The organism is Polynucleobacter bastaniensis (assembly GCF_018882205.1).
GTDB classification, from domain to species: domain Bacteria; phylum Pseudomonadota; class Gammaproteobacteria; order Burkholderiales; family Burkholderiaceae; genus Polynucleobacter; species Polynucleobacter bastaniensis.
Genome location: NZ_JACVOU010000002.1, coordinates 267805 through 291993, shown reverse-complemented (window position 1 = coordinate 291993; position 24189 = coordinate 267805). Strand labels below are relative to the sequence as shown.

General features: G+C 46.3%; 26 protein-coding genes. 10 read left to right on the top strand and 16 right to left on the bottom strand.

All coding sequences use genetic code 11. The features are described from left to right. Positions 1 to 72: 72 nt before the first annotated feature. Positions 73 to 2226, bottom strand: coding sequence for an excinuclease ABC subunit UvrB (uvrB, locus tag ICN22_RS04595; protein ID WP_255533836.1), 2154 nt, complete (start codon positions 2224 to 2226; stop codon positions 73 to 75). A gap of 149 nt (positions 2227 to 2375) precedes the next feature. Here uvrB and ICN22_RS04590 point away from each other — a divergent pair, with 149 nt between their 5' ends. From ICN22_RS04590 to ICN22_RS04570, 5 genes are read left to right on the top strand one after another with little or no spacing between them, the layout of a single operon-like run. Next, positions 2376 to 3575, top strand: a complete 1200-nt coding sequence (locus ICN22_RS04590; protein ID WP_216169098.1) for an amino acid aminotransferase — start codon at positions 2376 to 2378, stop codon at positions 3573 to 3575. Positions 3576 to 3617: 42 nt separating this feature from the next. Beyond that, entirely contained in the window at positions 3618 to 4916 is a 1299-nt protein-coding gene (locus tag ICN22_RS04585; protein WP_216169097.1) for a polyhydroxyalkanoate depolymerase, read from the top strand. 47 nt (positions 4917 to 4963) lie between these two features. Next, the gene (rsxB, locus tag ICN22_RS04580; RefSeq protein ID WP_439650981.1) at positions 4964 to 5662 is read left to right on the top strand and encodes an electron transport complex subunit RsxB; all 699 of its coding nucleotides are present in this window, start codon (positions 4964 to 4966) and stop codon (positions 5660 to 5662) included. Beyond that, entirely contained in the window at positions 5662 to 6318 is a 657-nt protein-coding gene (gene nth / locus ICN22_RS04575; RefSeq protein WP_216169346.1) for an endonuclease III, read from the top strand. Before rsxB ends, nth begins: the two co-directional genes overlap by 1 nt. Then, the gene (locus tag ICN22_RS04570) at positions 6311 to 6736 is read left to right on the top strand and encodes a DUF1841 family protein (RefSeq protein ID WP_216169347.1); all 426 of its coding nucleotides are present in this window, start codon (positions 6311 to 6313) and stop codon (positions 6734 to 6736) included. The genes nth and ICN22_RS04570 overlap by 8 nt, the downstream gene beginning before the upstream one ends. On the opposite strand, the gene ICN22_RS04565 is transcribed toward ICN22_RS04570, so the two are convergent. From ICN22_RS04565 to clpB, 5 genes are all read right to left on the bottom strand, one after another. Continuing rightward, a complete protein-coding gene (locus ICN22_RS04565; RefSeq protein ID WP_216169096.1) occupies positions 6733 to 7608 on the bottom strand; it encodes a DMT family transporter in 876 nt (291 codons plus the stop codon). The two genes, ICN22_RS04570 and ICN22_RS04565, sit on opposite strands and share 4 nt — an antisense overlap. A gap of 37 nt (positions 7609 to 7645) precedes the next feature. After that, the gene (locus ICN22_RS04560) at positions 7646 to 8086 is read right to left on the bottom strand and encodes an HIT family protein (RefSeq protein WP_216169095.1); all 441 of its coding nucleotides are present in this window, start codon (positions 8084 to 8086) and stop codon (positions 7646 to 7648) included. 113 nt (positions 8087 to 8199) lie between these two features. After that, positions 8200 to 9498 carry an isocitrate lyase gene (gene aceA, locus ICN22_RS04555; RefSeq protein WP_216169094.1) on the bottom strand — a complete coding sequence of 433 codons (1299 nt, stop codon included), beginning with the start codon at positions 9496 to 9498 and terminating at the stop codon, positions 8200 to 8202. Positions 9499 to 9780: 282 nt separating this feature from the next. Next, on the bottom strand, positions 9781 to 11019 hold the full coding sequence (locus ICN22_RS04550; RefSeq protein ID WP_216169093.1) for an MFS transporter: 1239 nt from the start codon (positions 11017 to 11019) through the stop codon (positions 9781 to 9783). Positions 11020 to 11066: 47 nt separating this feature from the next. Further along, the gene (gene clpB / locus ICN22_RS04545; RefSeq protein ID WP_216169092.1) at positions 11067 to 13661 is read right to left on the bottom strand and encodes an ATP-dependent chaperone ClpB; all 2595 of its coding nucleotides are present in this window, start codon (positions 13659 to 13661) and stop codon (positions 11067 to 11069) included. 78 nt (positions 13662 to 13739) lie between these two features. Here clpB and ICN22_RS04540 point away from each other — a divergent pair, with 78 nt between their 5' ends. Next, complete coding sequence (locus ICN22_RS04540; RefSeq protein ID WP_369411569.1) at positions 13740 to 14018, top strand: GIY-YIG nuclease family protein; 279 nt, start codon at positions 13740 to 13742, stop codon at positions 14016 to 14018. Positions 14019 to 14032: 14 nt separating this feature from the next. On the opposite strand, the gene ICN22_RS04535 is transcribed toward ICN22_RS04540, so the two are convergent. The 5 genes from ICN22_RS04535 to ICN22_RS04515 form a co-directional block, all read right to left on the bottom strand. Then, a complete protein-coding gene (locus ICN22_RS04535) occupies positions 14033 to 15442 on the bottom strand; it encodes an exonuclease domain-containing protein (RefSeq protein WP_216169091.1) in 1410 nt (469 codons plus the stop codon). Positions 15443 to 15455: 13 nt separating this feature from the next. Further along, positions 15456 to 15917, bottom strand: coding sequence for a tetratricopeptide repeat protein (locus ICN22_RS04530; RefSeq protein WP_255533834.1), 462 nt, complete (start codon positions 15915 to 15917; stop codon positions 15456 to 15458). 26 nt (positions 15918 to 15943) lie between these two features. Then, positions 15944 to 16510: an RrF2 family transcriptional regulator gene (locus ICN22_RS04525; protein ID WP_216169090.1), complete on the bottom strand. Its 567-nt coding sequence runs from the start codon at positions 16508 to 16510 to the stop codon at positions 15944 to 15946. A gap of 99 nt (positions 16511 to 16609) precedes the next feature. Next, a complete protein-coding gene (locus tag ICN22_RS04520) occupies positions 16610 to 17038 on the bottom strand; it encodes a DUF2244 domain-containing protein (protein ID WP_216169089.1) in 429 nt (142 codons plus the stop codon). A gap of 32 nt (positions 17039 to 17070) precedes the next feature. Beyond that, positions 17071 to 17223 (bottom strand): hypothetical protein, encoded by a 153-nt coding sequence (locus ICN22_RS04515; protein ID WP_216169088.1) that lies wholly within the window; start codon positions 17221 to 17223, stop codon positions 17071 to 17073. A gap of 111 nt (positions 17224 to 17334) precedes the next feature. On the opposite strand from ICN22_RS04515, the gene ICN22_RS04510 reads away from it, so the two are divergent. Together ICN22_RS04510 and ICN22_RS04505 are read left to right on the top strand one after the other, a co-directional pair. Continuing rightward, the gene (locus ICN22_RS04510; RefSeq protein ID WP_216169087.1) at positions 17335 to 17982 is read left to right on the top strand and encodes an LON peptidase substrate-binding domain-containing protein; all 648 of its coding nucleotides are present in this window, start codon (positions 17335 to 17337) and stop codon (positions 17980 to 17982) included. A 4-nt stretch (positions 17983 to 17986) separates the two neighbouring features. Beyond that, positions 17987 to 18856 (top strand): oxygenase MpaB family protein, encoded by an 870-nt coding sequence (locus tag ICN22_RS04505; protein ID WP_216169086.1) that lies wholly within the window; start codon positions 17987 to 17989, stop codon positions 18854 to 18856. On the opposite strand, the gene ICN22_RS04500 is transcribed toward ICN22_RS04505, so the two are convergent. Further along, a complete protein-coding gene (locus ICN22_RS04500) occupies positions 18849 to 19037 on the bottom strand; it encodes a hypothetical protein (RefSeq protein WP_216169085.1) in 189 nt (62 codons plus the stop codon). The two genes, ICN22_RS04505 and ICN22_RS04500, sit on opposite strands and share 8 nt — an antisense overlap. Positions 19038 to 19128: 91 nt before the next feature. Between ICN22_RS04500 and ICN22_RS04495 the strand changes: the two genes are divergently transcribed. Both ICN22_RS04495 and ICN22_RS04490 read left to right on the top strand, forming a co-directional pair. Further along, positions 19129 to 19752, top strand: a complete 624-nt coding sequence (locus tag ICN22_RS04495; protein WP_216169084.1) for an alpha-ketoglutarate-dependent dioxygenase AlkB family protein — start codon at positions 19129 to 19131, stop codon at positions 19750 to 19752. Further along, positions 19749 to 20744, top strand: a complete 996-nt coding sequence (locus ICN22_RS04490; protein WP_216169083.1) for an NAD(P)/FAD-dependent oxidoreductase — start codon at positions 19749 to 19751, stop codon at positions 20742 to 20744. Before ICN22_RS04495 ends, ICN22_RS04490 begins: the two co-directional genes overlap by 4 nt. 1 nt (position 20745) lies before the next feature. On the opposite strand, the gene moaE is transcribed toward ICN22_RS04490, so the two are convergent. Genes moaE through thrC form a run of 4 tightly spaced genes read right to left on the bottom strand, consistent with a single transcriptional unit; the run spans position 20746 to position 24186 of the window. After that, positions 20746 to 21204: a molybdopterin synthase catalytic subunit MoaE gene (gene moaE, locus ICN22_RS04485; RefSeq protein WP_216169082.1), complete on the bottom strand. Its 459-nt coding sequence runs from the start codon at positions 21202 to 21204 to the stop codon at positions 20746 to 20748. A gap of 1 nt (position 21205) precedes the next feature. Then, the gene (gene moaD / locus ICN22_RS04480; protein WP_216169081.1) at positions 21206 to 21463 is read right to left on the bottom strand and encodes a molybdopterin converting factor subunit 1; all 258 of its coding nucleotides are present in this window, start codon (positions 21461 to 21463) and stop codon (positions 21206 to 21208) included. Positions 21464 to 21481: 18 nt separating this feature from the next. Then, a complete protein-coding gene (locus tag ICN22_RS04475) occupies positions 21482 to 22711 on the bottom strand; it encodes a molybdopterin molybdotransferase MoeA (RefSeq protein WP_216169344.1) in 1230 nt (409 codons plus the stop codon). Between the two features lie 32 nt (positions 22712 to 22743). After that, positions 22744 to 24186 carry a threonine synthase gene (gene thrC, locus ICN22_RS04470; RefSeq protein WP_216169080.1) on the bottom strand — a complete coding sequence of 481 codons (1443 nt, stop codon included), beginning with the start codon at positions 24184 to 24186 and terminating at the stop codon, positions 22744 to 22746. Positions 24187 to 24189: the final 3 nt, after the last annotated feature.

The window sequence follows — 24189 nt, the reverse complement described above, 5'->3', positions numbered from 1 at the left end:
GGGTAATACCCGACCATTCCACTCAACTTTACCATATACCCCACTAAATTGCTCGGGCATTAACCCCTCAACTTAAATGGCGTCCCGGGAACGTGCACCAAAGGCCATTTCCTTCACTTTGGTCAATCTATCGCGGGTAGAGGCAGCCTTTTCAAACTCCAGATTCTTGGCCTCAGAGTTCATTTGCTTCTCTAAACGCTTGATTTCGCTCGCTAAATCCTTCTCACTCATATCCTCATAGCGTGCCCGCTCCTGCTCAACCTGCATCTCAGAGCGTTTCTCTTTGACGTCATAGACCCCGTCAATGATGTCTTTAATCCGCTTTTTAACGCCGCGCGGCTCAATACCATTGGCCTTGTTGAAGGCAATCTGTTTGGTGCGGCGGCGCTCAGTTTCACCCATCGCCCGCTTCATGGAATCGGTAATGCGGTCAGCATACAAAATCGCCTTACCTTTGACGTTTCGTGCCGCCCTGCCAATGGTTTGAATTAAGCTGCGCTCAGAACGCAAGAAGCCTTCTTTATCTGCATCCAAGATGGCAACCAGAGAGACCTCTGGAATATCTAAGCCCTCGCGTAATAAATTAATACCCACCAATACGTCAAAAACCCCCAAACGTAAGTCACGCAGAATTTCTACACGCTCCACCGTATCAATATCGGAGTGCACGTAGCGCACCTTTACTCCGTTATCTGACAAGTAATCTGTGAGTTGCTCAGCCATGCGCTTTGTTAATACTGTGACTAAAACGCGTTCGTGAACTTTGACGCGTTCATGAATCTGATTCAGTAAATCATCTACTTGTGTACTTGCTGGCAACACTTCAATTTCTGGATCAACCAATCCAGTTGGTCTAGCAACTTGCTCTACCACTTGTCCAGTGTGCGTATTTTCGTAATCAGCTGGTGTTGCAGAAACAAAGACGGTTTGACGCATCTTGGTTTCAAACTCAGTAAATTTGAGTGGGCGGTTATCCATGGCTGAAGGTAAGCGGAATCCAAACTCCACTAAGGTATGTTTGCGAGACTTATCGCCGTTGTACATCGCATTGAGCTGACCGATGAGGACATGACTCTCATCTAAGAACATCAGTGCATCATTTGGCAAGTAGTCCACCAAGGTAGGTGGCGCCTCACCAGGCATAGCGCCAGAGAGGTGACGAGAGTAGTTCTCAATACCCTTACAAAAGCCCAATTCATTAAGCATTTCTAGATCAAAGCGGGTACGCTGCTCTAAGCGCTGTGCCTCGACCAGCTTGCTGTCTTTTACAAACTCATCCAAACGAATCCGTAATTCTGCCTTGATAGTTTCAATCGCCTTGAGAACGGTGTCACGCGGCGTTACGTAGTGCGAGCTTGGATAGACGGTAAAGCGCGGAATCTTCTGACGAATCTTTCCAGTAAGTGGATCGAAGAATTGCAAGCTCTCTATCACATCATCAAAGAGTTCAACTCGCACAGCTAATTCATTATGCTCTGCTGGAAAAATATCAATCGTGTCACCCCTGACTCGGAATACGCCGCGCTTGAAATCAGTTTCATTGCGATCGTATTGCATCGCAATTAAGCGCATCAAAATATCGCGCTGACTCATCTTGTCACCCGGACGTAAAGTCATCACCATACTGTGATAGTCACCCGGGTTACCGATACCGTAAATGGCGGATACAGTGGCTACGATGATGACATCGCGTCTCTCTAACAAACTCTTAGTGGCAGACAGTCGCATTTGCTCGATATGCTCATTGATGGATGAATCCTTTTCAATAAACAAATCACGGGTCGGAACGTAAGCCTCTGGCTGGTAGTAATCGTAGTAGCTAACAAAATACTCGACCGCATTTTTAGGGAAAAACTCCCGAAACTCACTATAGAGCTGGGCAGCTAAGGTCTTATTTGGGGCAAAAATGATGGCGGGACGTCCTGTCCTGGCAATGACATTGGCCATGGTGAAGGTCTTACCCGAGCCAGTAACCCCCAATAGCGTCTGAAAGGTCAATCCATCCTCAATGCCAGCGACTAAAGCATCGATTGCAGTCGGCTGATCGCCAGCAGGCGGAAAGGGCTGATAAAGATGAAATGGGGAATCTGGGAAGGAAACGAATTTACTTGGGTCTAAATCATGACCCACCTCGCCCAAAGGATCAGCTACAGGGGTTTTCTTGCTTTCGGCAACTGGGGAATTCGAGGAAGTTTTAGGCAACTTGGGAGGCATCTCAGATATCATTTCAACTGTAAGTTTTAGTTCACAGCGAATTTTGTACAAACATCGATTTTGCCGTTTTTATTAGGAAATAGTTCAATCCAGCCTCAAAAACAGCCATTCAAAGCAAATTTAACTGAAATATCCTCTTATCCACCCTTTCTGATCATCAAATGAACCTTTTTTCTTCAGTCCAGCTAGCCCCTAAAGACCCTATTTTTGGCCTCACAGAAGCCTATGTCGCCGATCAACGTGCAGACAAGGTCAACCTAGGTGTTGGCGTGTATTACACCGACGAAGGTAAAGTACCTCTTTTGAAAGCAGTCATTCAGGCTGAAGAGGCGATTGTTGCGAAGCACTCACCGCGCAGCTACATTCCGATTGAAGGTCCAAATCCATACAACAGTGCAGTTCAGAACCTATTGTTCGGCGCTGACTCGTCGCTCATCAAAGATGGTCGCATTGTTACTGCAGAGTGCCTTGGTGGGACTGGCGCATTGCGCGTTGGCGCTGACTTCATTAAGCGCCTCAACTTAAATGCGCCTTGCGCAATTAGCAACCCCACTTGGGAAAACCACCGTGGCATTTTTGAATCCGCTGGCTTTGAAGTAGTTGAGTACACCTACTTCGATGGCAAAACCCGTGGCGTAGATTTTGATGGCATGGTGAAATCTTTAGAGTCTTTCCCAAAATACACCACCGTATTACTGCATGCTTGCTGCCACAATCCAACCGGTGCTGACATTACTGAAGCGCAATGGCATCAAGTAATTGATATCTGTAAAGCGAAAGATCTCATTCCATTTTTAGACGTAGCTTATCAAGGCTTTGCTGCTGGTATTGAGCAAGATGGTGTTGCAGTTCGCCTGTTTGCCGAGTCTGGCGTGTCCTTCTTTGTATCAAGCTCTTTCTCCAAATCGTTCTCACTCTATGGTGAGCGCGTTGGCGCTTTATCTATCGTGACCCAAAGTAAAGATGAATCCACTCGCGTACTCTCTCAATTGAAGCGCGTGATTCGTACAAATTACTCCAATCCCCCAACTCACGGCGCTGCGATTGCCGCTGCTGTTTTGAATTCACCAGAACTCAGAAAGCTCTGGGAAGATGAGCTAGCTGAAATGCGTGATCGCATCAAAGCAATGCGTCATGGATTGGTTGAAAAATTAGCTGCTGCTGGCGTTAAGCAGGACTTTGCTTTCATTAAAGCTCAGCGTGGCATGTTTTCTTACTCTGGATTGAGCGCTGAGCAAGTAGAGCGCCTACAAAAGGAAGACGGTATTTATGCCCTCTCTACAGGCCGTATTTGTGTAGCCGCCCTTAATACCAAAAATATTGATAAGGTAGCTCAAGCAATCGCCCGTGTATTGGCATAACAACACGTCATAAGCGGTTACACTGAATTATCAGGAGGCATCATGCTATATCAGTTACACGAATTTCAAAAAGCCTTACTTCAACCAATGAGCTCTTGGGCTCGCGCTGCATCTGAAGCTTTTATCAATGCTTCTAATCCAGCATCAAAGGTTCCTGGGTCTGAACGTCTAGCTGCAAGTTATGAACTTCTCCATCGTCTTGGTAAAGACTATAAAAAACCAGAGTTTGGTATCCGATCAGTACAGGCACATGGTCGCGAAGTAGCGATTCATGAAAGAACGATTGTTGCTAAACCATTTTGCAACCTGATTCGTTTTAAGCGCTTCTCTGATGATCTCGATGCCATCAAGAAACTGAAGGATGATCCAGTGGTATTGGTTGTTGCGCCTTTATCTGGGCATCACTCCACCTTATTGCGCGATACAGTCCGCACCCTCTTGCAAGATCACAAGGTCTATATCACCGACTGGATCGATGCGCGTATTGTTCCTGCCGACGCTGAGGATTTTGGTCTCGATGATTATGTTCACTACATTCAAGATTTCATTCGCGCTATTGGTGCAGATGATTTACATGTGATCTCTGTATGCCAGCCAACCGTTCCTACCTTGGGCGCAATCTCATTGATGGCCTCTGCTGGTGAAAAAACACCAGCCTCCATGATCATGATGGGTGGGCCAATAGATGCACGCAAATCACCAACCGCCGTTAACAACTTAGCGGATCAAAAGTCTTATGACTGGTTCGAAAGTCATGTGATTTACAGAGTGCCTCCAAGCTATCCTGGTGCGGGCCGTAAAGTCTATCCAGGCTTCTTGCAGCACACTGGCTTTATTGCCATGAACCCACAGAACCATATGCAGTCGCATTGGGATTTCTTCCAAAACTTAGTCCGCGGCGATGAGCAGGACGTTGAAGCGCATATTCGTTTTTATGATGAGTACAACGCTGTTCTCGATATGGATGCGAAGTTCTACTTAGACACCATCAAAACTGTATTCCAAGACTATTCCCTGCCGAATGGGACATGGGCAGTGTCTGGCGATCTAGTGAAGCCACAAGATATTCAGAAAACTGCTCTTCTAACTGTTGAAGGTGAGCTAGACGATATCTCCGGCAGTGGACAAACTCGTGCAGCGCATGCATTGTGTGCAGGAATTCCGAAAGCCGATAAGGATCACTACGAAGTTGCCGGTGCTGGTCACTATGGCATCTTCTCAGGTCGTCGTTGGCGCGAAAAGGTGTATCCAAAGATCAAATCGTTTATTCGTGAGCACCAAGGTGCTCAGAAGAAAACCCGCGCCAGACCCCCAAAACTAGAGGGTTCAAAGTCCGCATAAAACAATAGCGTGACTCCAGGGTCGCGCTACTCGCTTTAGGGATTCCAATTGCAATGAATAAGCAGCAGACGAAAGAATTAGCAGATCGTCTCGAGGATATCCTTCCTCAAACCCAATGTACTAAATGCAGCTACCCAGATTGCCGAGCCTATGCAGAAGCAATGTCAACTGGTGAGGCGCTACCCAATCGTTGCCCTCCTGGCGGAGTAGCAGGCATTGAGCGGCTGAGCGCAATTCTGACGCCCATCTTTCCTGAAGATGCCTTTGAACTACATCCCACCATAGATCCTACATGCGGCTTAGAGCGCCCTAGACCTGTTGCGTTCATCGACCCTAAAGCTTGCATTGGTTGCACGCTTTGCATTCAGGCTTGTCCTGTGGATGCAATTGTAGGCGCTTCTAAGCAGATGCATGTGGTCTTAAGCGATTGGTGTACGGGTTGTGATCTTTGTATTCCCCCTTGCCCTGTAGACTGCATCACCATGCTGGATATAACTGATAAAAAAACTGGGTGGGATGCCTGGTCTCCAGAATTAGCTGATGCAGCGCGCGCAAGATATGCTGCTCGTGATATTCGATTGAATCGTGAGCAACGTGACAATGATGAGCGACTTGCAAAGAAAGCGGCGGCCAAACTCGTTGCTGTGAATGCAGAGACCCCCGATTCAGAAGCAGCTCTAAAAGAGCAGGAAAGAAAGCGAGCCATCATCGCCGCTGCGATCGCTCGAGCTCAGCTGCAAAAATGATGAATCTCGAAAAGCGTCAAGCTTTCTTTGAGCTACTCAGGGAAAACAATCCCCATCCAGAAACCGAGTTGGAATATAGCTCTCCATTTGAACTGCTGATTGCTGTATTACTCTCGGCACAAGCAACTGATATTTCGGTAAACAAAGGTACGCGTCAGTTATTTAAGATTGCCAATACGCCTCAAGCCCTTCTGGATTTGGGTGAGCAAGGTGTAAAGCCCTTCATCCAACACATTGGATTATTCAACTCCAAAGGCAAGCATATTCAAGAGACTTGTCGACTGCTGCTGGAAAAGTATGGTGGCGAAGTACCTCAACATCGTGAAGAGCTAGAGTTGTTACCCGGTGTTGGCAGAAAGACTGCCAACGTGATTCTCAATACCGCCTTTGGTCAACCCACTATGGCAGTCGATACCCATATTTTTAGAGTCTCAAACCGAACTGGTTTAGCGCCTGGCAAAGATGTTGTGAAAGTTGAAGAGCAATTGCTCAAACGCATCCCGAAAGAGTTTTTAATGGATGCACATCACTGGCTCATCCTACATGGTAGATATACCTGCAAAGCCCGGACACCTGATTGCGAGCAATGTATTGTTGAGCCTCTCTGTGGCTTCAAACAGAAAACTGGTAAAGGAAAAGTTCGTGGCAATATTTAATCCGACCCGCGAAGAAGTGAGACGATTTTTCTGCGATACCTGGAAGAAGAAAACTGGGGATCACATTCTCACACCAATGGAGACGATTGCTAGCGACTGGATGGTGGAGCACCCGGAATATCATGCGCTCCTAGCAGATCCAGAAGGCGCAGTTGCACAAGACTATACGCCAGAGCGTGGTGAGACTAATCCCTTCTTACACCTCTCCATGCACCTATCGATTAGCGAGCAAATCTCGATTGATCAACCACCAGGCATTAAAGCGATCTCAGAAAAGTTAGCTAAGAAACTAGGGTCTGAACATGAAGCTCAGCACGCCATCATGGAATGCTTAGGACAAGTGATGTGGGAGGCACAACGTGAAGGCCGCGCACTGAGCCCCGAAAAATATCTTGAGGCACTACAGAAACTGATCTAGTGACTGCGCCTTACAAGCATTCGCTTACTCAGGATTACGGTAGAGACAACCAAAAAAGCAAAGACCATATTCATTAAGGTGATGCGATCATCCAAGAAAAAACTTGAGGCCAGTAGCGTACAAAAAGGTTGGATCAATTGCACTTGACTAACCCTGGCGATTCCACCGATAGCAAGACCTTCGTACCAAAAGAAAAATCCTAAATACATCGGAAATATACTTAGGTATACAAAGCTTGTCCAAGCAACTACATCAGCACCCCAATATGATGAAGAAAATGTGAAATACGTTGCCACGATGTTAATCGGTAATGAAATCACTAGCGCCCAAGAAATGACTACCCGCGGGTTCATCTTTCGAGATAACTCTCCACCCTCTACATATCCTACGCAAGCACAAATGCCACCTAGTACAAGCAGGATATCGATATAGGTAAAACTTCCAGAATTTTTCAGGAGGGCATACATCATCACCAGTGATGCGCCCAAGATGGATACAAGCCAAAAACCGATCGAGGGGCGCTCCTTGAAGCGGATGACTCCAATCACTGTAGTAGCTAAGGGCATCATCCCCAAAATGACGGCACCATGAGAGGATGAGCCCTCTTTCATGGCCAGTGTAGTAAAAATTGGAAACCCAAAAACTACACCCAGTGCAATTACAGCAAACTTCACTAAGTCAGTTTTGCTGGGAAGTGGCACTTGCTTATACGCAAGATAGCTTAAAGCAACTAAACCGGCTAAAGAAGCCCTACCAAATGCAATGAAGTAAGGATTAAAACTTTGAACGGTAATTTTGCTTACCGGTAAGGTTAGGCTAAAAACAAGAATGCCAATAAAGCCAATGAGCATTCCCTTAGTTTCTTTATTCACTATCAACCTTGGGAGAAAAAACGCTACTAAACAATCTTTAAGACAGTGTGGCGATGGCAGCTTTAATTGCTGTGGGCAATTGATCTTCAAGCTCCTGACGTTCTGCTAATTTACCGAAGGGTAATTCTTGAACCCTTTTTGACCACGCAGATCCTGGAAAGAAAGCATCGTCTTGATACCTCGGGATGACATGCCAATGTATGTGAGGAACTATATTACCCAAGGCTGCAATATTGACCTTATCCGGGTGCATCACATGCCTTACCGCTTCCTCTACTGCAAAGACTAGGGACATCAGATGTTCGCGCTCACCATGGCTTAGGTCTGTCATTTCAGCGACATGGTGATTCCAAATCACACGGCAAAAACCAGGCAGATCAGGGTCATTTGCAAGGATGACTCGGCAATCATCTCCACGCCAAATCAATTGACCCTCTTCAGGTTGAAGCTCTTCTTTACAGAGTGCGCAATTAGTCATGGAAAGAATGTAAACGAAAACGGCATCTAAGTCACCCTTATGGGGTAATTTAGATGCCGCGACAGTAAGGGTAGATTCTTTTACTGTTTTATTACGAACTACCTAGAGATTACTTAGTGGAACTGCTCTTCTTCTGTAGAACCAGTCAACGCAGTGACTGAAGACTTACCACCTTGAATTACTGTGGTGACATCATCGAAGTAACCAGTGCCTACTTCCTGCTGATGCGATACAAATGTATAACCACGATCACGAGCAGCGAATTCTGGCTCCTGTACTTTCTCAATGTAGGCTGTCATGCCACGCTTCATGTAGTCCTGCGCCAAGTCGAACATGTTGTACCACATCGAGTGAATTCCAGCCAAAGTGATGAACTGATACTTGTAACCCATTGCACCTAATTCGCGCTGGAACTTCGCAATCGTTGCGTCATCCAAGTTCTTCTTCCAATTGAAAGAAGGTGAACAGTTATAGGCCAACATCTTGCCTGGGAACTTTGCACGAATTGCTTCAGCAAACTTACGAGCAAAATCTAAGTCCGGTGTACCGGTTTCGCACCAAACCATATCAGCGTAAGCGGCGTATGCCAGACCACGGGAGATCGCTTGATCCAAGCCCTTACGTGTTTTGTAAAAGCCCTCTGGAGTGCGCTCGCCAGTTAAGAATGGCTTATCGTTTGCGTCATAATCCGATGTCAGCAAGTCAGCAGCTTCAGCATCAGTACGAGCCAAAATGATGGTTGAAACACCCATTACGTCTGCAGCCAAACGGGCAGAAATCAATTTCTGTACCGACTCAGCCGTAGGCAATAATACTTTGCCACCCAAATGACCGCACTTCTTAACAGAAGACAACTGATCTTCGAAGTGAACGCCAGCAGCGCCCTGCTTAATTAATGCCTTGCTTAATTCAAATGCATTCAATACACCACCGAAACCAGCTTCAGCATCAGCAACGATAGGTGCGAAATACTCGATGTAACCAGCATCACCTTTGTTGATGCCTTTAGCAGTTTGGATCTCATCTGCACGTTGGAATGAGTTATTAATACGCTCCACCATCTTTGGAACTGAATCTACTGGGTATAAGGATTGGTCTGGATACATCGCTGCAGAAGAGTTACCGTCAGCAGCAACTTGCCAACCTGACAAGTAGATGGCTTGAACGCCAGCTTTAACCTGCTGCATTGCTTGACCACCAGTCAAGGCACCTAAACAGTTAACGTACGCTTCGTTATTCACCAATTCCCAGAGACGCTCTGCGCCATGCTTAGCCAAGGTGTGCTCAATCTTTAATGAACCACGGAGACGTACAACGTCTTCAGCCGTGTAACCACGAGTAATACCCTTCCAGCGTGGATTGGTATCCCAGTCTTTTTGTAGTGCTGCGACTTCTGCTTTGCGATCTGCCATGTTTTTCTCCCTAAGTTAAACCAGTACATCGAATATTGAGACATTCAGTACCGACAATGAAGTCTTATGTCTTATATAAGAGTTTAAATACCTTAAGAAAGTACGCAAGAACTATTTCAGTATTAATTAAAAATAATTAATTCAATAAATTCAATTACTTAAAACTAATTTTTTATATTATGAAATATGAAACCAGTTGACAAAATAATGCCTAGCTTGAAATGTTGCACTGCATTTTGCGTATGGGAATGACTTTTCACATTGTGAAAAGAATTAAATCTTTTAGCTAGCTTTGGGGGTGCTGATGCTTGCCACCTTAAATCCAGTCAAAATAATCATGAGCTGAAGAAGAGCTACGCCAATAAATAAGAGCTTTGGTAAGCCCACATCCAAGAAGATTCCAAAGATTAGCGGGCTTAGAGCAGCACCTAAATCAATACCTGAATAAACAATGCCGTACACCCTGCCTGATGAGCCAGAGGGTGTTGCAGAGCGAATCATCAAGTCACGGGATGGCGCCGCTATGCCCAAGCCAAGTCCAATCACAACGAAAGCCATGATGATTAATTCGACGGGCACTAAACCTGTAGCCATTAAAAGGCCCATAACGATGTTCACTGTAAAGCAGATCGTAATGATGCGCTCAGGCACTTTTAATTTGGTGGCTAAGTAGCCGCCCAATAACATTCCTCCAGCACCGCCTAAAGACATGAGTGTTAAATAATAGTTACCAGAGCTCACGGTAATGTCGTAGATTTTAAAAAGTGCAGTTGGAGCAAAGGATTGCAAGCCAGTAGTGGCAGCCATGCTAAAGAAAAAGAAAATCCAGCAAAGCCAAACGACAGGCAACTTCAGAAAACCAAAAGTGCTCATGGGCGCACCACCGGGATTGTTCGCAATATGGGTAGCCTCTGATTCATCTCGCCTTGCCTGCACATCGTCTACTAAACGAGCCCTACTCAGCCAAAGAGTCGCCAGAATCAGCACCTCTAATACTGCGGCAGACAAAAACGCGATGCGCCAATCTGCAATGGTGGTTATAGCCACCATGAATGCTGGGGCAGCAGCCCAGCCGATATAACCCGTTACGCCATGAATGGAATAAGCGTAAGGCAAATTTGGTGGTGAAATTTTGTGATTAATCAGCGTGTAATCTACTGGATGGAAAACGCCATTGCCACATCCCGCAATTACCGCTCCCAGCACCAACATGGCGTAGCCATTACTTTGTGAGTAAATCAGTGCAGCCAATCCAAGTAAAGCGACGCCAGCAAATAAAACGGGGCGAGAGCCAATACGATCAACCAAAAATCCAGATGCTGCCTGAACAATACAAGAAACCACAAAGAAGATGGTCATGAGCAAGCCAAGTTCGGCATAGTTAAAGCCGAACTCTGCTTTCAACCATGGGAACATGGGCGGCAGAATTAAATGAAAGAAATGGGAGCTACCGTGAGCCAGGCTAATGAGACCAACAACCCGAACATCACTGGCGCGCCTCATTTTGAGGACGTAAGTCATATATCGAGTTTACTGGTGCAGGCCTATTCCTGCCAATTTTTGATGAATTACTTGCTAAAGCTTAAATCGCCGTTCTGATCAACGCCCACAGGAACGGTGTCCTTAGGGCCAAACTTACCTTCCAAGATCATTTTGGAAACTGGGTTCTCGATATATTGCTGAATCGCACGCTTGAGTGGTCTCGCTCCATATACAGGATCAAAGCCGACTTCCGCAATCTTGCTTAAAGCAGCATCGCTCACATCCATCTGCATATCGATCTTAGCCAAACGATCTGACAAGTTCTTGAGCAAGATCTTTGCGATATTAGCGATATTGCCTTTATCTAAACCATGGAAAACGACGATCTCATCAATTCGGTTTAAGAACTCAGGGCGGAAATGACTCTTTAGTTCTTCAAATACCGCTTCTTTAATTTCCAACTGTTTCTTACCCACCATCGACTGAATCAGATGTGAGCCAATATTGCTGGTCATCACAATCACGGTGTTCTTAAAGTCTACGGTACGACCTTGACCATCCGTTAAGCGGCCATCGTCCAATACCTGCAAGAGTACATTGAAGACATCCGGATGCGCTTTTTCAATCTCATCAAATAAGATGACGCTGTATGGATGGCGACGCACTTGCTCAGTGAGGTAACCACCTTCTTCGTAGCCTACATAGCCTGGAGGGGCGCCGATTAAACGGGCAACGCTATGCTTCTCCATAAACTCGCTCATATCAATACGAATGAGGTGCTCTTCACTATCAAATAAGAAACCAGCCAAGGCTTTACAAAGCTCAGTCTTACCAACACCAGTAGGCCCTAAGAATAAGAATGAGCCATAAGGGCGATTTTCTTCAGAAAGACCTGCACGGGAACGACGAATAGCATCAGATACTGCACGTATAGCCTCTTCTTGGCCCACTACGCGCTGATGTAATAGCTCCTCCATCTTGAGTAACTTATCGCGCTCACCCTGCATCATCTTCGATACCGGTATGCCTGTAGCGCGTGACACCACCTCGGCAATTTCTTCTGCGCCGACTTGTGTTCGTAAGAGCTTGTTCTTTACTACGCCATCTTTATCGCCTTTTGCTTCAGCAGCGGCAGCAGATTTGAGCTTCGCTTCAAGCTCAGGTAATTTTCCGTATTGCAATTCCGCAACTTGCTCTAGTTTTCCCTCACGCTGCAGCTTATTGATATCTGCGCGAACTTTTTCGATCTCCTCTTTGAGATGAGCGGCACCTAATACAGCGCCCTTTTCTGCTTTCCAAATTTCCTCTAAATCAGCATACTCAGCACCTAGGCGCTTGATCTCATCTTCAATCAAGCTAAGACGTTTTTGCGAGGCCTCATCTTTTTCTTTCTTAACTGCTTCACGCTCAATCTTGAGCTGAATCAGACGACGCTCTAGCTTATCCATGACCTCTGGCTTAGAGTCAATTTCCATCCGAATACGTGAGCCAGCCTCATCAATGAGGTCGATAGCCTTGTCTGGTAAGAAACGGTCGGTGATGTAGCGATGAGACAACTCTGCGGCAGCCACGATGGCAGGGTCAGTGATCTCAATACCATGGTGAAGCTCATAACGTTCTTGTAAACCGCGCAAGATAGCAATAGTAGCTTCAACACTAGGCTCCTCCACCATCACTTTTTGAAAGCGGCGCTCGAGTGCAGCATCCTTCTCGATGTACTTGCGGTACTCATCCAGAGTGGTTGCGCCGATGCAATGCAGTTCACCACGTGCCAGAGCAGGCTTGAGCATATTACCGGCATCCATTGCGCCATCACCTTTACCTGCACCCACCATCGTATGAATCTCATCAATAAAGATGATGGTTTGACCCTCGTCCTTAGCAACATCGCTCAGAACCGCCTTAAGACGCTCCTCGAATTCACCACGGTACTTAGCGCCCGCCAGCAACAAAGCCATATCCAATACAAGGACACGCTTGTTCTTAAGAGTCTCAGGAACTTCACCGTTGACAATACGTTGGGCCAAGCCCTCAACAATCGCAGTCTTACCAACACCTGGTTCACCAATCAGAACCGGATTGTTCTTGCCACGACGTTGCAGAATCTGAATAGTGCGACGAATCTCATCATCACGACCAATCACAGGATCGAGCTTACCCATACGAGCCCGCTCAGTTAAATCAATGGTGTATTTTTTTAAGGCTTCACGCTGACCTTCAGCATCTGCACTATTCACTGACTCTCCTCCGCGCACTAAATCAATAGCCGCTTCTAACGATTTACGATTTAAACCATTCTCACGAGCAATTTTGCCGAGCTCGCTTCTGTCATCCGCCACAACTAATAAAAACAATTCGCCCGCAATAAACTGGTCATTACGCTTATTGGCTTCTTTTTCACATAAATTGAGCCAATTACTTAAATCACGGCCCACCTGAACCTCACCACTAGTGCCCTGCACTTCTGGGAGATTAGCAATCAGCTTCTCGGTTGCCTTCTCAAGACCCGGTACGTTAACGCCAGCGCGCGTCAATAAACTCTTAGCACCACCATCTGAATCACGCAGCATTGCTAGCAGCAAATGGGCTGGTTCGATATATTGATTATCTTTTGATAAAGCAAGGCTTTGCGCCTCACTGAGCGCCTCTTGAAACTTCGTAGTTAATTTATCTATTCTCATTTTTAACCCTATTCACTCTGAATATTTTTTATTGGTATCTATCTATAGAATATAGGGGCATTCTTGGTAATTTCAAGTGTGCTAAGCCCATTTTTAAGCGAACTGACCCCTATTTTGACCTGGCTTGTTTACCTCTTAGAGTGCTCTGATGGCAGCTATTACGCTGGTATTACAAACCGCCTAGAACATCGTTTAGCAGCCCATAATTCAGGGGAAGGGGCTCGTTATACGAGGGCTCGCAGACCAGTAATCCTTTTGGCAAGCCAAGAGCACCCAGATCGATCTGAGGCATCCAAAGCTGAGGCTAGATTAAAGAAACTACCAAGATCAGAAAAACTGGGATTTTTTAAAGCCTAGGCTTTTAGTGATGGCTATGCAGCATCTTTGATTGTCAAAGGAATCACCTGATTCTTAAAGCTTCCAGCCAGTGCTTTTTTCAAGATCTTATAAATATCCAGATCGAACTCAGCCTCTCCTGAGTCAGCTAACTCATAGAGCTCTTCTTCGTTGATTGCCGTACCTAAATAACGCCAACGATCGACCACATGCATATGGCCCGCCTCTTTTACCGCCACTGGCCCAGGATATGGCCAGACTTGAACCTGAAATAATTCCAGAGCAGTTTTGAGTTGAAGATTGTGCAAGTCGATAGGTGAGCCTCCCATACAGGCGCCACTGCATTGCTTTACTTGATAAGCAAAGCAAGCCTTACTTTCAATGCGTTTCTCTAAACCCAACAGCGCTTCACAGAGGCGATATTTTTTCGCAATCGCTTGAAGGTAGGCGTTAGCCTCTCGCTTGCTATAAAACAAGCCAAATAAGTTTTCTTGAATACCGGGATCCAATTTACGATGACCTACTAGATGCGGAGTCAGCACACCATCCTCACCAAGCTCCAATTTCCAGGCGCAGAGATCCTTTGAACGGCGTAGTTTGATGTTCATGCTGGGCATGCGCTCTTTAATGAGGCGAGATTCTAAAATTAATGCGCCCAACTCTCCGCTAGTCTCAATCCAATCGATATCTCTGACTTGCATCGAAAGCTTCATTTCCTTACGCTGGGTGAGCGCCCCTTGAAAATGACCCATCACTCTGCTGCGTAGTGAAATACTTTTGCCGATATACAGCGGGATTTGGTTCTCACCATAAAATATGTAGCAACCCGGCTTTTCTGGAATCGAGTCCACCAGTGCTTTATCAATATTAGGTGGCAAGCTTGGATTACCGATGAGTTGATTTACCGCCTTGAGAAGCGCTTCACGCCCCAGCTTTTCCTCACAAACCCGCCAAAACTGAAGCAACAAATCAGCGTCACCCAATGCACGGTGCCGTGCGCTGATTTTGAGGCGGTGAGCGCTAATGATGGTGTCGAGATTGTGTCTTGCCTGCTCAGGAAATAACAGACGAGAAAGTTTGACAGTACACAGTACTTTGGGATTGAAGTCGATCCCCACCCGCTTGAATGATGCCTTCAAAAATCCATGATCAAAACGGGCGTTGTGGGCTACAAAAATCTTGCCCTCGAGCTCGCGAGCGATCTCTGTAGCTAGGCCCTCAAAGGCAGGCTGCTGACGAACCATCTCAGGTTTAATGCCCGTCAAACTTTGAATATTCTGCGGAATAAATGTTTGGGGATTAATGAGACTTTCCCAAGTCTCCACCTGATCATGGATCAGTGATTTGATGCCAACTTCTGTAATACGATCGCGCTCAAAGTTTGAGCCCGTAGTCTCAATGTCAACAAATGCTAATGGAGGATACTCACAAGCACTTGATGGCATGAGATCTGAAGAATTACTTTTTACCTTGATACTTGGCGATACTCTCTTTGAGATCACTGTACTCTTCGCAACCAAAGCGGCAGGCCTTATCAAGTCTTGCTAATATCGCCTCTGCTCCAGGCAAGTCTTTCTTCATCAAAAGCAGCTCACCGTAATACTCCAAAGCCGATCTGTGGCTTGGATCGATCTTCAATGCTGCCTGGTAATACTTTTCAGATGAAGCCAAATCTGGTGCTTGCTTTTTACGCAGACTGTATCCCATCAGGTTATTCCAGTCTGCAGAGTTAACTTCATTTGCAGCCTGCAACTGCTTTAATGCTTGTTCGTAATTATTGGATTTGATGCTGGCTCGGGTATCCGTTAGCCAAGCAGGATCAGATTTAGTTGGGGGGCTATCAGCAGCCACAGAAACCATCCATGGTGCTGTTACCAGCAAAATAGATGCCAATAGCTTGCTAGCGAGATTCCATTTCATTGCCTGCATCATAAAGATCCTTGTTGTTATCCTGCTTTGTGTAGGTAGTCACCAAAACTAAAAATGGAGTTTGGTCCTAAAGGTACATCCTCCACCTTCTTAAATGGCGCCTTGATTACTCTCTGTACTTCGCCTTTGGAGGGCTTCTCAACTCTGAAGTCGGGGTAAACAAAAGCCTGACGCTCGGGAGCGGTTTTAGCTTCGCTAAATCGCGGTACGTAATCTTTTATGGCATCGGATAGGTTCACGTTGGCCATACAGCTGAGCATATACGTCTCCAAAGATTGGTATAGCTCACTAGCGATATCACACGCCTCAACTTTGCGTTTTTTAATGTAATTCATCGCTAGGACTACATCTTTGATAGTGACCATGCGGGGATCCTGCAACAGCGTGTAACCCCCGTTACGACCTTTAGTGCCTTTAACAATGCCTGCGGCACGCAATGCGCTGAGCAAGAGTTCTATTCTGCTCACCGACAGTTTTTGGCGCTGCGCCAGCTCTTGGCCAGTAACTGGCTGAACACCGTTGGAGTGAGATGCAATATCAACCAGGGTATTGAGGGCGGCTTTGACTGCTGTATTAACGTTCATGGTGGATTTAACAAATATGTTGAATTAGATAAAGTATCGAGTTGAATCCATATTTCTGCAGAGTGCCAAGCTTTAACCCTTTTGAAATTATGGTTGTAGTCAACCTAGGTAAGACCGTAGCTCAGCGATCAGACCTTGCAATTGCTCACGCCTCAGAAACTGGCCAACCTCAACCCGCTGATCCGTCTGCTCAATAAAAAATACCTTTTGGTGCTCCTCTGGGTGCGAGAGTCTGACCCAGTGAGTATTAAATTCAGTTACTGACTCTTTGTAGGCAATGAATTTCCTGACCAATAAGCGAGTACCGCTGATTTCTATCTCCTCAAAATCTAAGGCGTGTCGACAGTAAACCAAAAAACCGACGGTGACTGCAGTTAACTCTATTGCAGTAAAGATGAGAATAATTTTTACGCCAACCAATAAAAAACCAGTGGCTACGGTTAAGGAAAGACAAACCAGAGCGATATAAAACTTGAGCAATTGACTGGGAGTCAATGCACAATTTCGTCTCATCTTCCAGATTTTCATTATCGGATGTAAGTCCCAGGAGGGCTTGCTGACTAGTGCTTAGTAGATTGCGCTTGTTTAGCTTTTTCCAACTGATCTGCACTACGCTGCTGAAAATCAACCATGGAGTGGTAGCCCATTTGGTAGCAAGGACAATGTTTACCCAAAATCCAGCGTGCGAGCTTAACCCGTAACTTTTGCATCATGTTAATTCTCCTGTGAATAGATCTATTTTGGCCGAAATTCAGGATTACTGCTGAACACGTTGCCTTTTCTGCTGTTCAGCAAACTAAACATAAATCCTTTAAATTAAGCGCATGACAACACCCTCTTTGACAGCCCGCTGGATCCCACTTTTTCCACTCGGAACCACCCTATTTCCGGGCGGAGTGATTGCCCTCAAAATCTTTGAAGCGCGCTACCTAGATATGATGAAGCGTTGCCTACGTGAAGACACGCCTTTTGGGGTTATCAGCATTCTCGAAAACAATCCAATTGAATCAAATGCCGACGCAGTGGCCAACTTTTCAAATATTGGCACACTGGCGAAATTGGAAGAGTTTGATGCGATTCAGCCTGCGCTTTACATGACTAAGTCCTATGGAACGCAACGCTTCAAAGTGCTGAACATGAAACAAGAGGCTGATGGCCTCTGGATGGGTCAAGTTGAGCTGATCGATGCCGACCCAGAAATACCACTAGCAAAAGAACATGAAAAGGTAGCCGCGCTTTTGAATGAGATTATCTCCGTGATCAAAAGTGAAGATTTACTGGGTGAAGATGCGTTCAAAATGCCGATGAACCAAGATGACTGTGGCTGGGTATCCAACCGATTGGCTGAGCTCTTGCCACTCCCCCAGGCCCAGAAGAACCACTTACTTGCTCAAAGCAATCCCAGAATCCGACTCGATTTAATTTCAGAAATCATTGAGGATGACGGCTTACGCAATATTGTGATTCATTGACAAGATGATTGAGGAACACATTCGTCAGTCAATTCGAGAAATGGTGGGCGGTAGTGGTCCACCTGTCGCATTTCTGGAGCCCGCTGGTGATAGAGGTTTGTTTGGCCCAGAGTCTATTGCCTGGAAGGTGCACGCGGATTTCATTTCCATGATGATCGGTGGCATTAGCTCGCTAGTACTGCAAGCTCTTCACCCAAAAGCGCTCGCTGGCGTGTGGGATCATTCCAGCTTTAGACAAGACCTGAAAGGCAGACTAGGAAGAACGGCGTTCTTCATTGCTGCAACTACCTATGGCTCGCAGGACATGGCGGATAAGGCTATCCATCGTGTTAATCAAATTCACCAAAAGGTCACCGGGTTTGATGAATTCAATCAACCCTATAGAGCGGATGATCCAGACCTACTCGCATGGGTTCACTTAACAGAAACTCGTAGTTTTATGTGCTCTTATGAGCCATACCGAAGTGAAGCCTTGAGTACAAAGCAAAAAGACCAGTACTTTACAGAAATGAAAATGCTCGGGGAAAGATTGGGGGCGATTGATCTACCCGACACCTATGCTGGTACTGAGCAAGCTATCAGGCAATACATCCCCCAACTTCACTTCGGGGAGAGAGCCAAAAGCATTATTGGGATGCTAGACAACTTTCCCAGTAATCTCAGCGCCAAACCTTTCGTAAGAATGATCAGTCGGGCAGGCTTTCTGAATTTGCCTGATTGGGCATATCCAATTATTCAACGGCCTCAGCCTAGTCGGCTAGAGCGCCTGGCCGTGCAATCTGCTATTCGAGTAATGGCAATTCCTGTAAGGGAGGCGCTCAAAGATGGTGTAGCTGCCCACTCCCTCCGCAGAGTTTACGGATCAACTAAATAAGAGGGTCCTGAGACTCAGGTTTAGGATTTGTAGATTCAGAGTCGCTAGACTGGATTTTTGCTGACATGAGCGGTGGCGCACTCATTTTCTCGCCATCCCACACTTGGCCACACCAGCATTCTCCTGCTTCATTAATAATGCAAACCCCTGAGCCGCAGCAACGTTTATCGGGTGCTTTCATAATCAACCTCTTAGTCCTGAACAATCCATAATGAAGTCTATTCTAGGGTTTTTATTGCAATAACGTGCAACCCTAGCTTTATTAGTAAAAAATGCAAAGTCCCTTATTCGACCCCCTAGAATCGTCTGACCCAATCTGCCTATTGGAGAGGGATGGTCGGGCTGAGTACATCAGCCATTTTTACAAAGCAGATGAATCTGATCATTTTTTTGAAAGCCTGCTGCACTCACTTGCTTGGGAAGCAGATCAGATCAATATGTTTGGTAAGTTAGTTTCAACCGCGAGAAAAGTTGCTTGGGTGGGAGATCCCCAATACCGCTATACCTACTCGGGTGTCGAAAAAATTCCTCAGGCCTGGACGAAAGAGTTACTTCAAATCAGGCATCAACTTGAAGCAGTGACTGGCTATAGCTATAACTCTTGCTTACTCAATCTGTATCACAATGGCGATGAAGGTATGGGTTGGCATAGTGATAATGAAAAAGAATTGGATAGCACAAGCCCTATCGCATCAATCAGCTTGGGTGCTACACGTAAATTTGCATTTCGTCATAAGCAGGATAAAACGACTGTGTCGGTATTTCTTGAGCACGGTAGCCTTCTTATCATGCACGCCCCTGTTCAAGATTGCTGGCATCACAGTCTTCTCAAAACCAAGACAGTCGCGAGTCCTCGAATCAATCTCACCTTTCGGAAAATACTTCCCAGAGCATGAACAGCAGCAAAGCAATCAATCAGGTAGCGGTCATTGGCGCAGGAATTGCAGGTCTTGCTTGTGCGAGAGAGCTTCAGTCGCACGGTTTATCCGTAGATGTTTTTGAAAAGAGTCGTGGTCCTAGCGGGCGCATGAGTACGCGTCGCACGCAAGAATGGTCTGCTGATCATGGTGCCCAGTACTTTACTGCTAGAGACCCACGATTTATTGAAGAAGTACAAAGCTGGGTACAAGCCGGTACTGCTGCGGTCTGGAAGCCCAAACTCAAAATTTACGAAGCCAAGACATGGCGTGAAAGCCACTCGCAAGATATTCGCTATGTTGGTACTCCTTATATGAATTCACCAGGTCAGCATCTTGCTGAGAGTCTCTCCATTCAATACGAGAGAACCATTTCCCAGTTGGAGCGTAGGGATGATCAGTGGCATCTGCAATGCAGTGAAGCCAATGAAATTACAACACCATATGACTTTGTAGTCTTGGCTATACCCGCTCCTCAGGCAAGCGCCCTGCTTAGGGATTTGGATAGTGGAGCCGCTCATATCACTGACTCGGCGCAGATGAAGGCCTGCTGGACCATGATGGCCAATTTTCCGCATCAGTTCAATGTGGATTTTGATGCTGCTTTCATTAATGAGGAAATCATTAGCTGGATTTGTCAAAACGGATCAAAGCCAATGCGTCAGGGAAGCACTTGGACTATCCATGGTAGCCCTGACTGGAGCCAAGACCATGTTGAGTTGAGTAAAGAGGATGCTCAAGACCAAATGCTGCAGTGCCTGACAGCACTGGATTTTAATTGTGAGGATGCTGAGATCAGCATGCACCGCTGGCGCTATGCCAGTGGAGGCCTAGAACATGGGGTTGAATTTTTATTGCTGCCTAATATTGATATAGGGCTCTGTGGAGACTGGCTCAATGGCGGCAGAGTCGAGGGTGCCTGGCTCAGCGGCTTTAATCTAGCTTTAGCACTCAAGCAGATACAAAACTAAATTAACTCCAGCGTGCCATTGCGGTATCGTCAGTCACGCGGGCGTCTACCCATTTACTACCTTCTGGTGTTTCTTCTTTTTTCCAAAATGGTGCCGCTGTTTTGAGGTAATCCATAATAAACTCACAAGCAGCAAATGCTTCACCTCTATGGGCACTAGTAACTACCACTAGAACAATTTGATCTTCAGGCAGAAGTGGTCCTACCCGATGAATGACTAGCGTCTTATACAGATCCCAGCGGCCTCTAGCTTGCGTGATGATTTCTTCTAAGGATTTTTCGGTCATACCAGGGTAGTGCTCTAGTGTCATACCCTGAACTTGGCTACCGTCATTCATGTCTCGGACTGTGCCTAGAAAAGTCACCACTGCACCTACTCGGGGGTCATCCTTGCGCAGGGCCTTCACCTCGGTAGTTAGATCGAAGTCAGCCTCCTGAATGCGGATGAAATCATTCTGCATCTTAGCCGCCAGTAACCGGAGGAAAGAAAGCCACCTCAGCTCCCTCCACTAGCACAGTAGAGTCACTCACCATCTCTTGATTTAAGGCGCAACGAATCACTTTGCCACTTGCCAATACTTCAGCCCAAGGATTACCTCGTTGAGCAAGGTAGCCCCTTAAGTCGGCAATGGTTTTTACTTCTGATGGAGTAGCAATACTCTCACCAGAAAGTCCAAGGCCTTCTCTTAAAGAAGCAAAGAATCGTAATTCGAGTTTCATATCAGAATCGTAATACGACTAGGAAAGAAGTGCACTAAATGGAATGTACTTCACCATATCGCCAGCTTTTAAAGCTTGGCCCGGCGGGCAATCTACTAAGCCATCCCCCCAAGAGGCGCTAGTCAGGATGCCCGAGCTTTGATTAGGGAATAGATCCAAACCGCCCTGCGCATTGATCTTGACCCTCAAAAACTCGTTACGGCGATCAGCCTTAAGCCAATCAAAGTCGGCGCGCATAGGGTAAGACTGCGGTAAACCTGCATCTCGCCCTTGTAACTTAAGAATAAATGGGCGCACAAATAATAAGAAGGTCACAAAACTGGATACCGGGTTACCAGGTAAACCAATAAACCAAGTTTCCGCATTAGCTTTTGAATTATCTGATTTGCGTACAGCACCAAAAGCTAAGGGCTTGCCAGGCTTCATCGCAATCTGCCAGAGATCTAGCCTGCCTTCAGCGGTAACTGCAGGCTTGATGTGATCTTCCTCGCCAACGGAGACGCCGCCTGATGTAATGATTAAGTCGTGGTCTTTGCTAGCCTTGCGAAGCGTTTCTTTCGTAGCCTCAAGACTATCAGGAACAATTCCAAAGTCAGTGGCATCGCAGCCCAAAGATTTGATGCATGCCAATAGTGTGTCGCGATTGGAGTTATAGATACCGCCTGGTTTAAGTGGCTCACCTGGTAGAGACAGCTCATCACCAGTAAAAAAAGCAGCAACTCTCACTTTACGTTTTACAGTTAAATGCGTTAAGCCAGCAGAGGCAGCAACTCCAAGCTCTTGCGGTCGCAGAAAAGTACCCGCTGTAAGAGCTGTTTTGCCAGCAGTCAGGTCTTCACCTCTGCGACGAATCCATTGACCTGATGTTGGTGCGATATTGACTTGGACTTGCTTGCTTGCTCCCTCTGAAATAGAGCAATCCTCTTGCATAACAACAGCATCAGCGCCAGGTGGCACAGGGGCGCCAGTAAAGATTCTGGCAGCAGTACCAGGGTCAAGCTGAGTTCCCATGGAGCCCGCCGGAATCCGTTGTGCAATTGTGAGTGTTTGACCTGGAGAGCTAGTATCCGCTGTGCGCACTGCATAACCATCCATCGAGGTGTTATCGAGTGGAGGTACATCTACAAGACTATTTACATTCTCCGCAAGTACACGGCCCAGAGCAACTTGCATTGCAAGTGTTTCAGTTTCATGCACGGGCTTTGCGTGAGACAGTAAGTGATCTAAAGCCTGCTGAGCAGTCAACATCGGAGGCTTAGTCATAGCAATTGATTTCTGATTTAGTTGGTGTGGGCGGTAATGAAGTTTTTGACTTGATCGACATCGGCATCGATATTTTCAACGCGCTGTGGCTTTGACTTGATATCTTTAAATGCTGGTGGGCATTCTGCTGGACGCCCCAATGCTATTTCAATCGTTTCTTCGAACTTAATAGGCAAAGCAGTTTCCAACACAATCATAGGAATGCCTGCCTGTAAGTGTTCGCGTGCAACCTTCACGCCATCTGCTGTATGCGTATCAATCATCACGCCATACTGCGCATCAACATTACGAATCGTTTCTAGGCGATTTTCATGGGTACTGCGGCCAGATTGAAATCCATACTGCGCAAGGTCTTTAAAGACAGTGTCTTTAGAAATATCAAAGCCACCGGCTTGATCGACCTGCTTAAACATAGCTGCAGTAGCTTTACCATCCTTACCCATGAAATCAAAGACAAAGCGCTCAAAGTTACTCGCCTTAGAAATATCCATAGACGGGCTCGAGGTATGCAGGGTTTCAGCGGACTTTCGTGCACGATAAACGCCGGTGCGGAAGAACTCGTCGAGAACATCGTTCTCATTTGTGGCGGCAATCAAATGGGCGATTGGCAAACCCATCATGCGGGCAATATGACCAGCACAGATATTGCCAAAGTTACCAGAGGGTACAGTGAATGACACTTGCTCATCACTAGATTTTGTAGCCAGCAGATAGCCCTGGAAATAATAGACCACCTGAGCAACCACACGACCCCAATTAATGGAGTTGACCGTACCAATTTGGTGATTTGCTTTAAAGCTGTGGTCATTACTCACTGCTTTAACAATATCTTGGCAATCGTCAAATACACCAGCAACTGCCAAGTTAAAGATATTGGGGTCTTGCAGAGAATACATTTGGGCAGACTGGAATGAGCTCATCTTGCCACGTGGTGAAAGCATAAATACCTTTACACCCTCTTTGCCACGCATTGCGTATTCAGCAGCACTTCCAGTATCACCGGATGTCGCGCCCAAAATATTGAGCTCCTGCCCATTCTTCTTTAAGGCGTATTCAAAGAGATTACCGAGCAACTGCATCGCCATATCTTTAAATGCCAATGTAGGTCCATTAGACAAGCTAAGCAAACCAATACGTGTGCCCTGCTCTTCACCCAACCAATGTAATGGCGTGATGTCTTTAGCGTTATCTTCTTTACGGCCATTGCAGTAGACCTGCTCCGTGTAGGTCTTGCGTAATAGAGTACGCAGATCCGCCTCAGGAATGTCGTCGCAATACAGACTTAAAACCTCATAAGCAAGATCGGCATAAGGCATGCCACGCCAAGCGTCTAACTGCGCTTTAGTGACTTGCGGATACTCTGTCGGCAGATATAAGCCGCCATCTGGCGCTAATCCACCAAGGAGAATTTCTAAAAAGGATTGTTGTGGGCTATTGCCCCGAGTGGATTGGTAACGCATGTA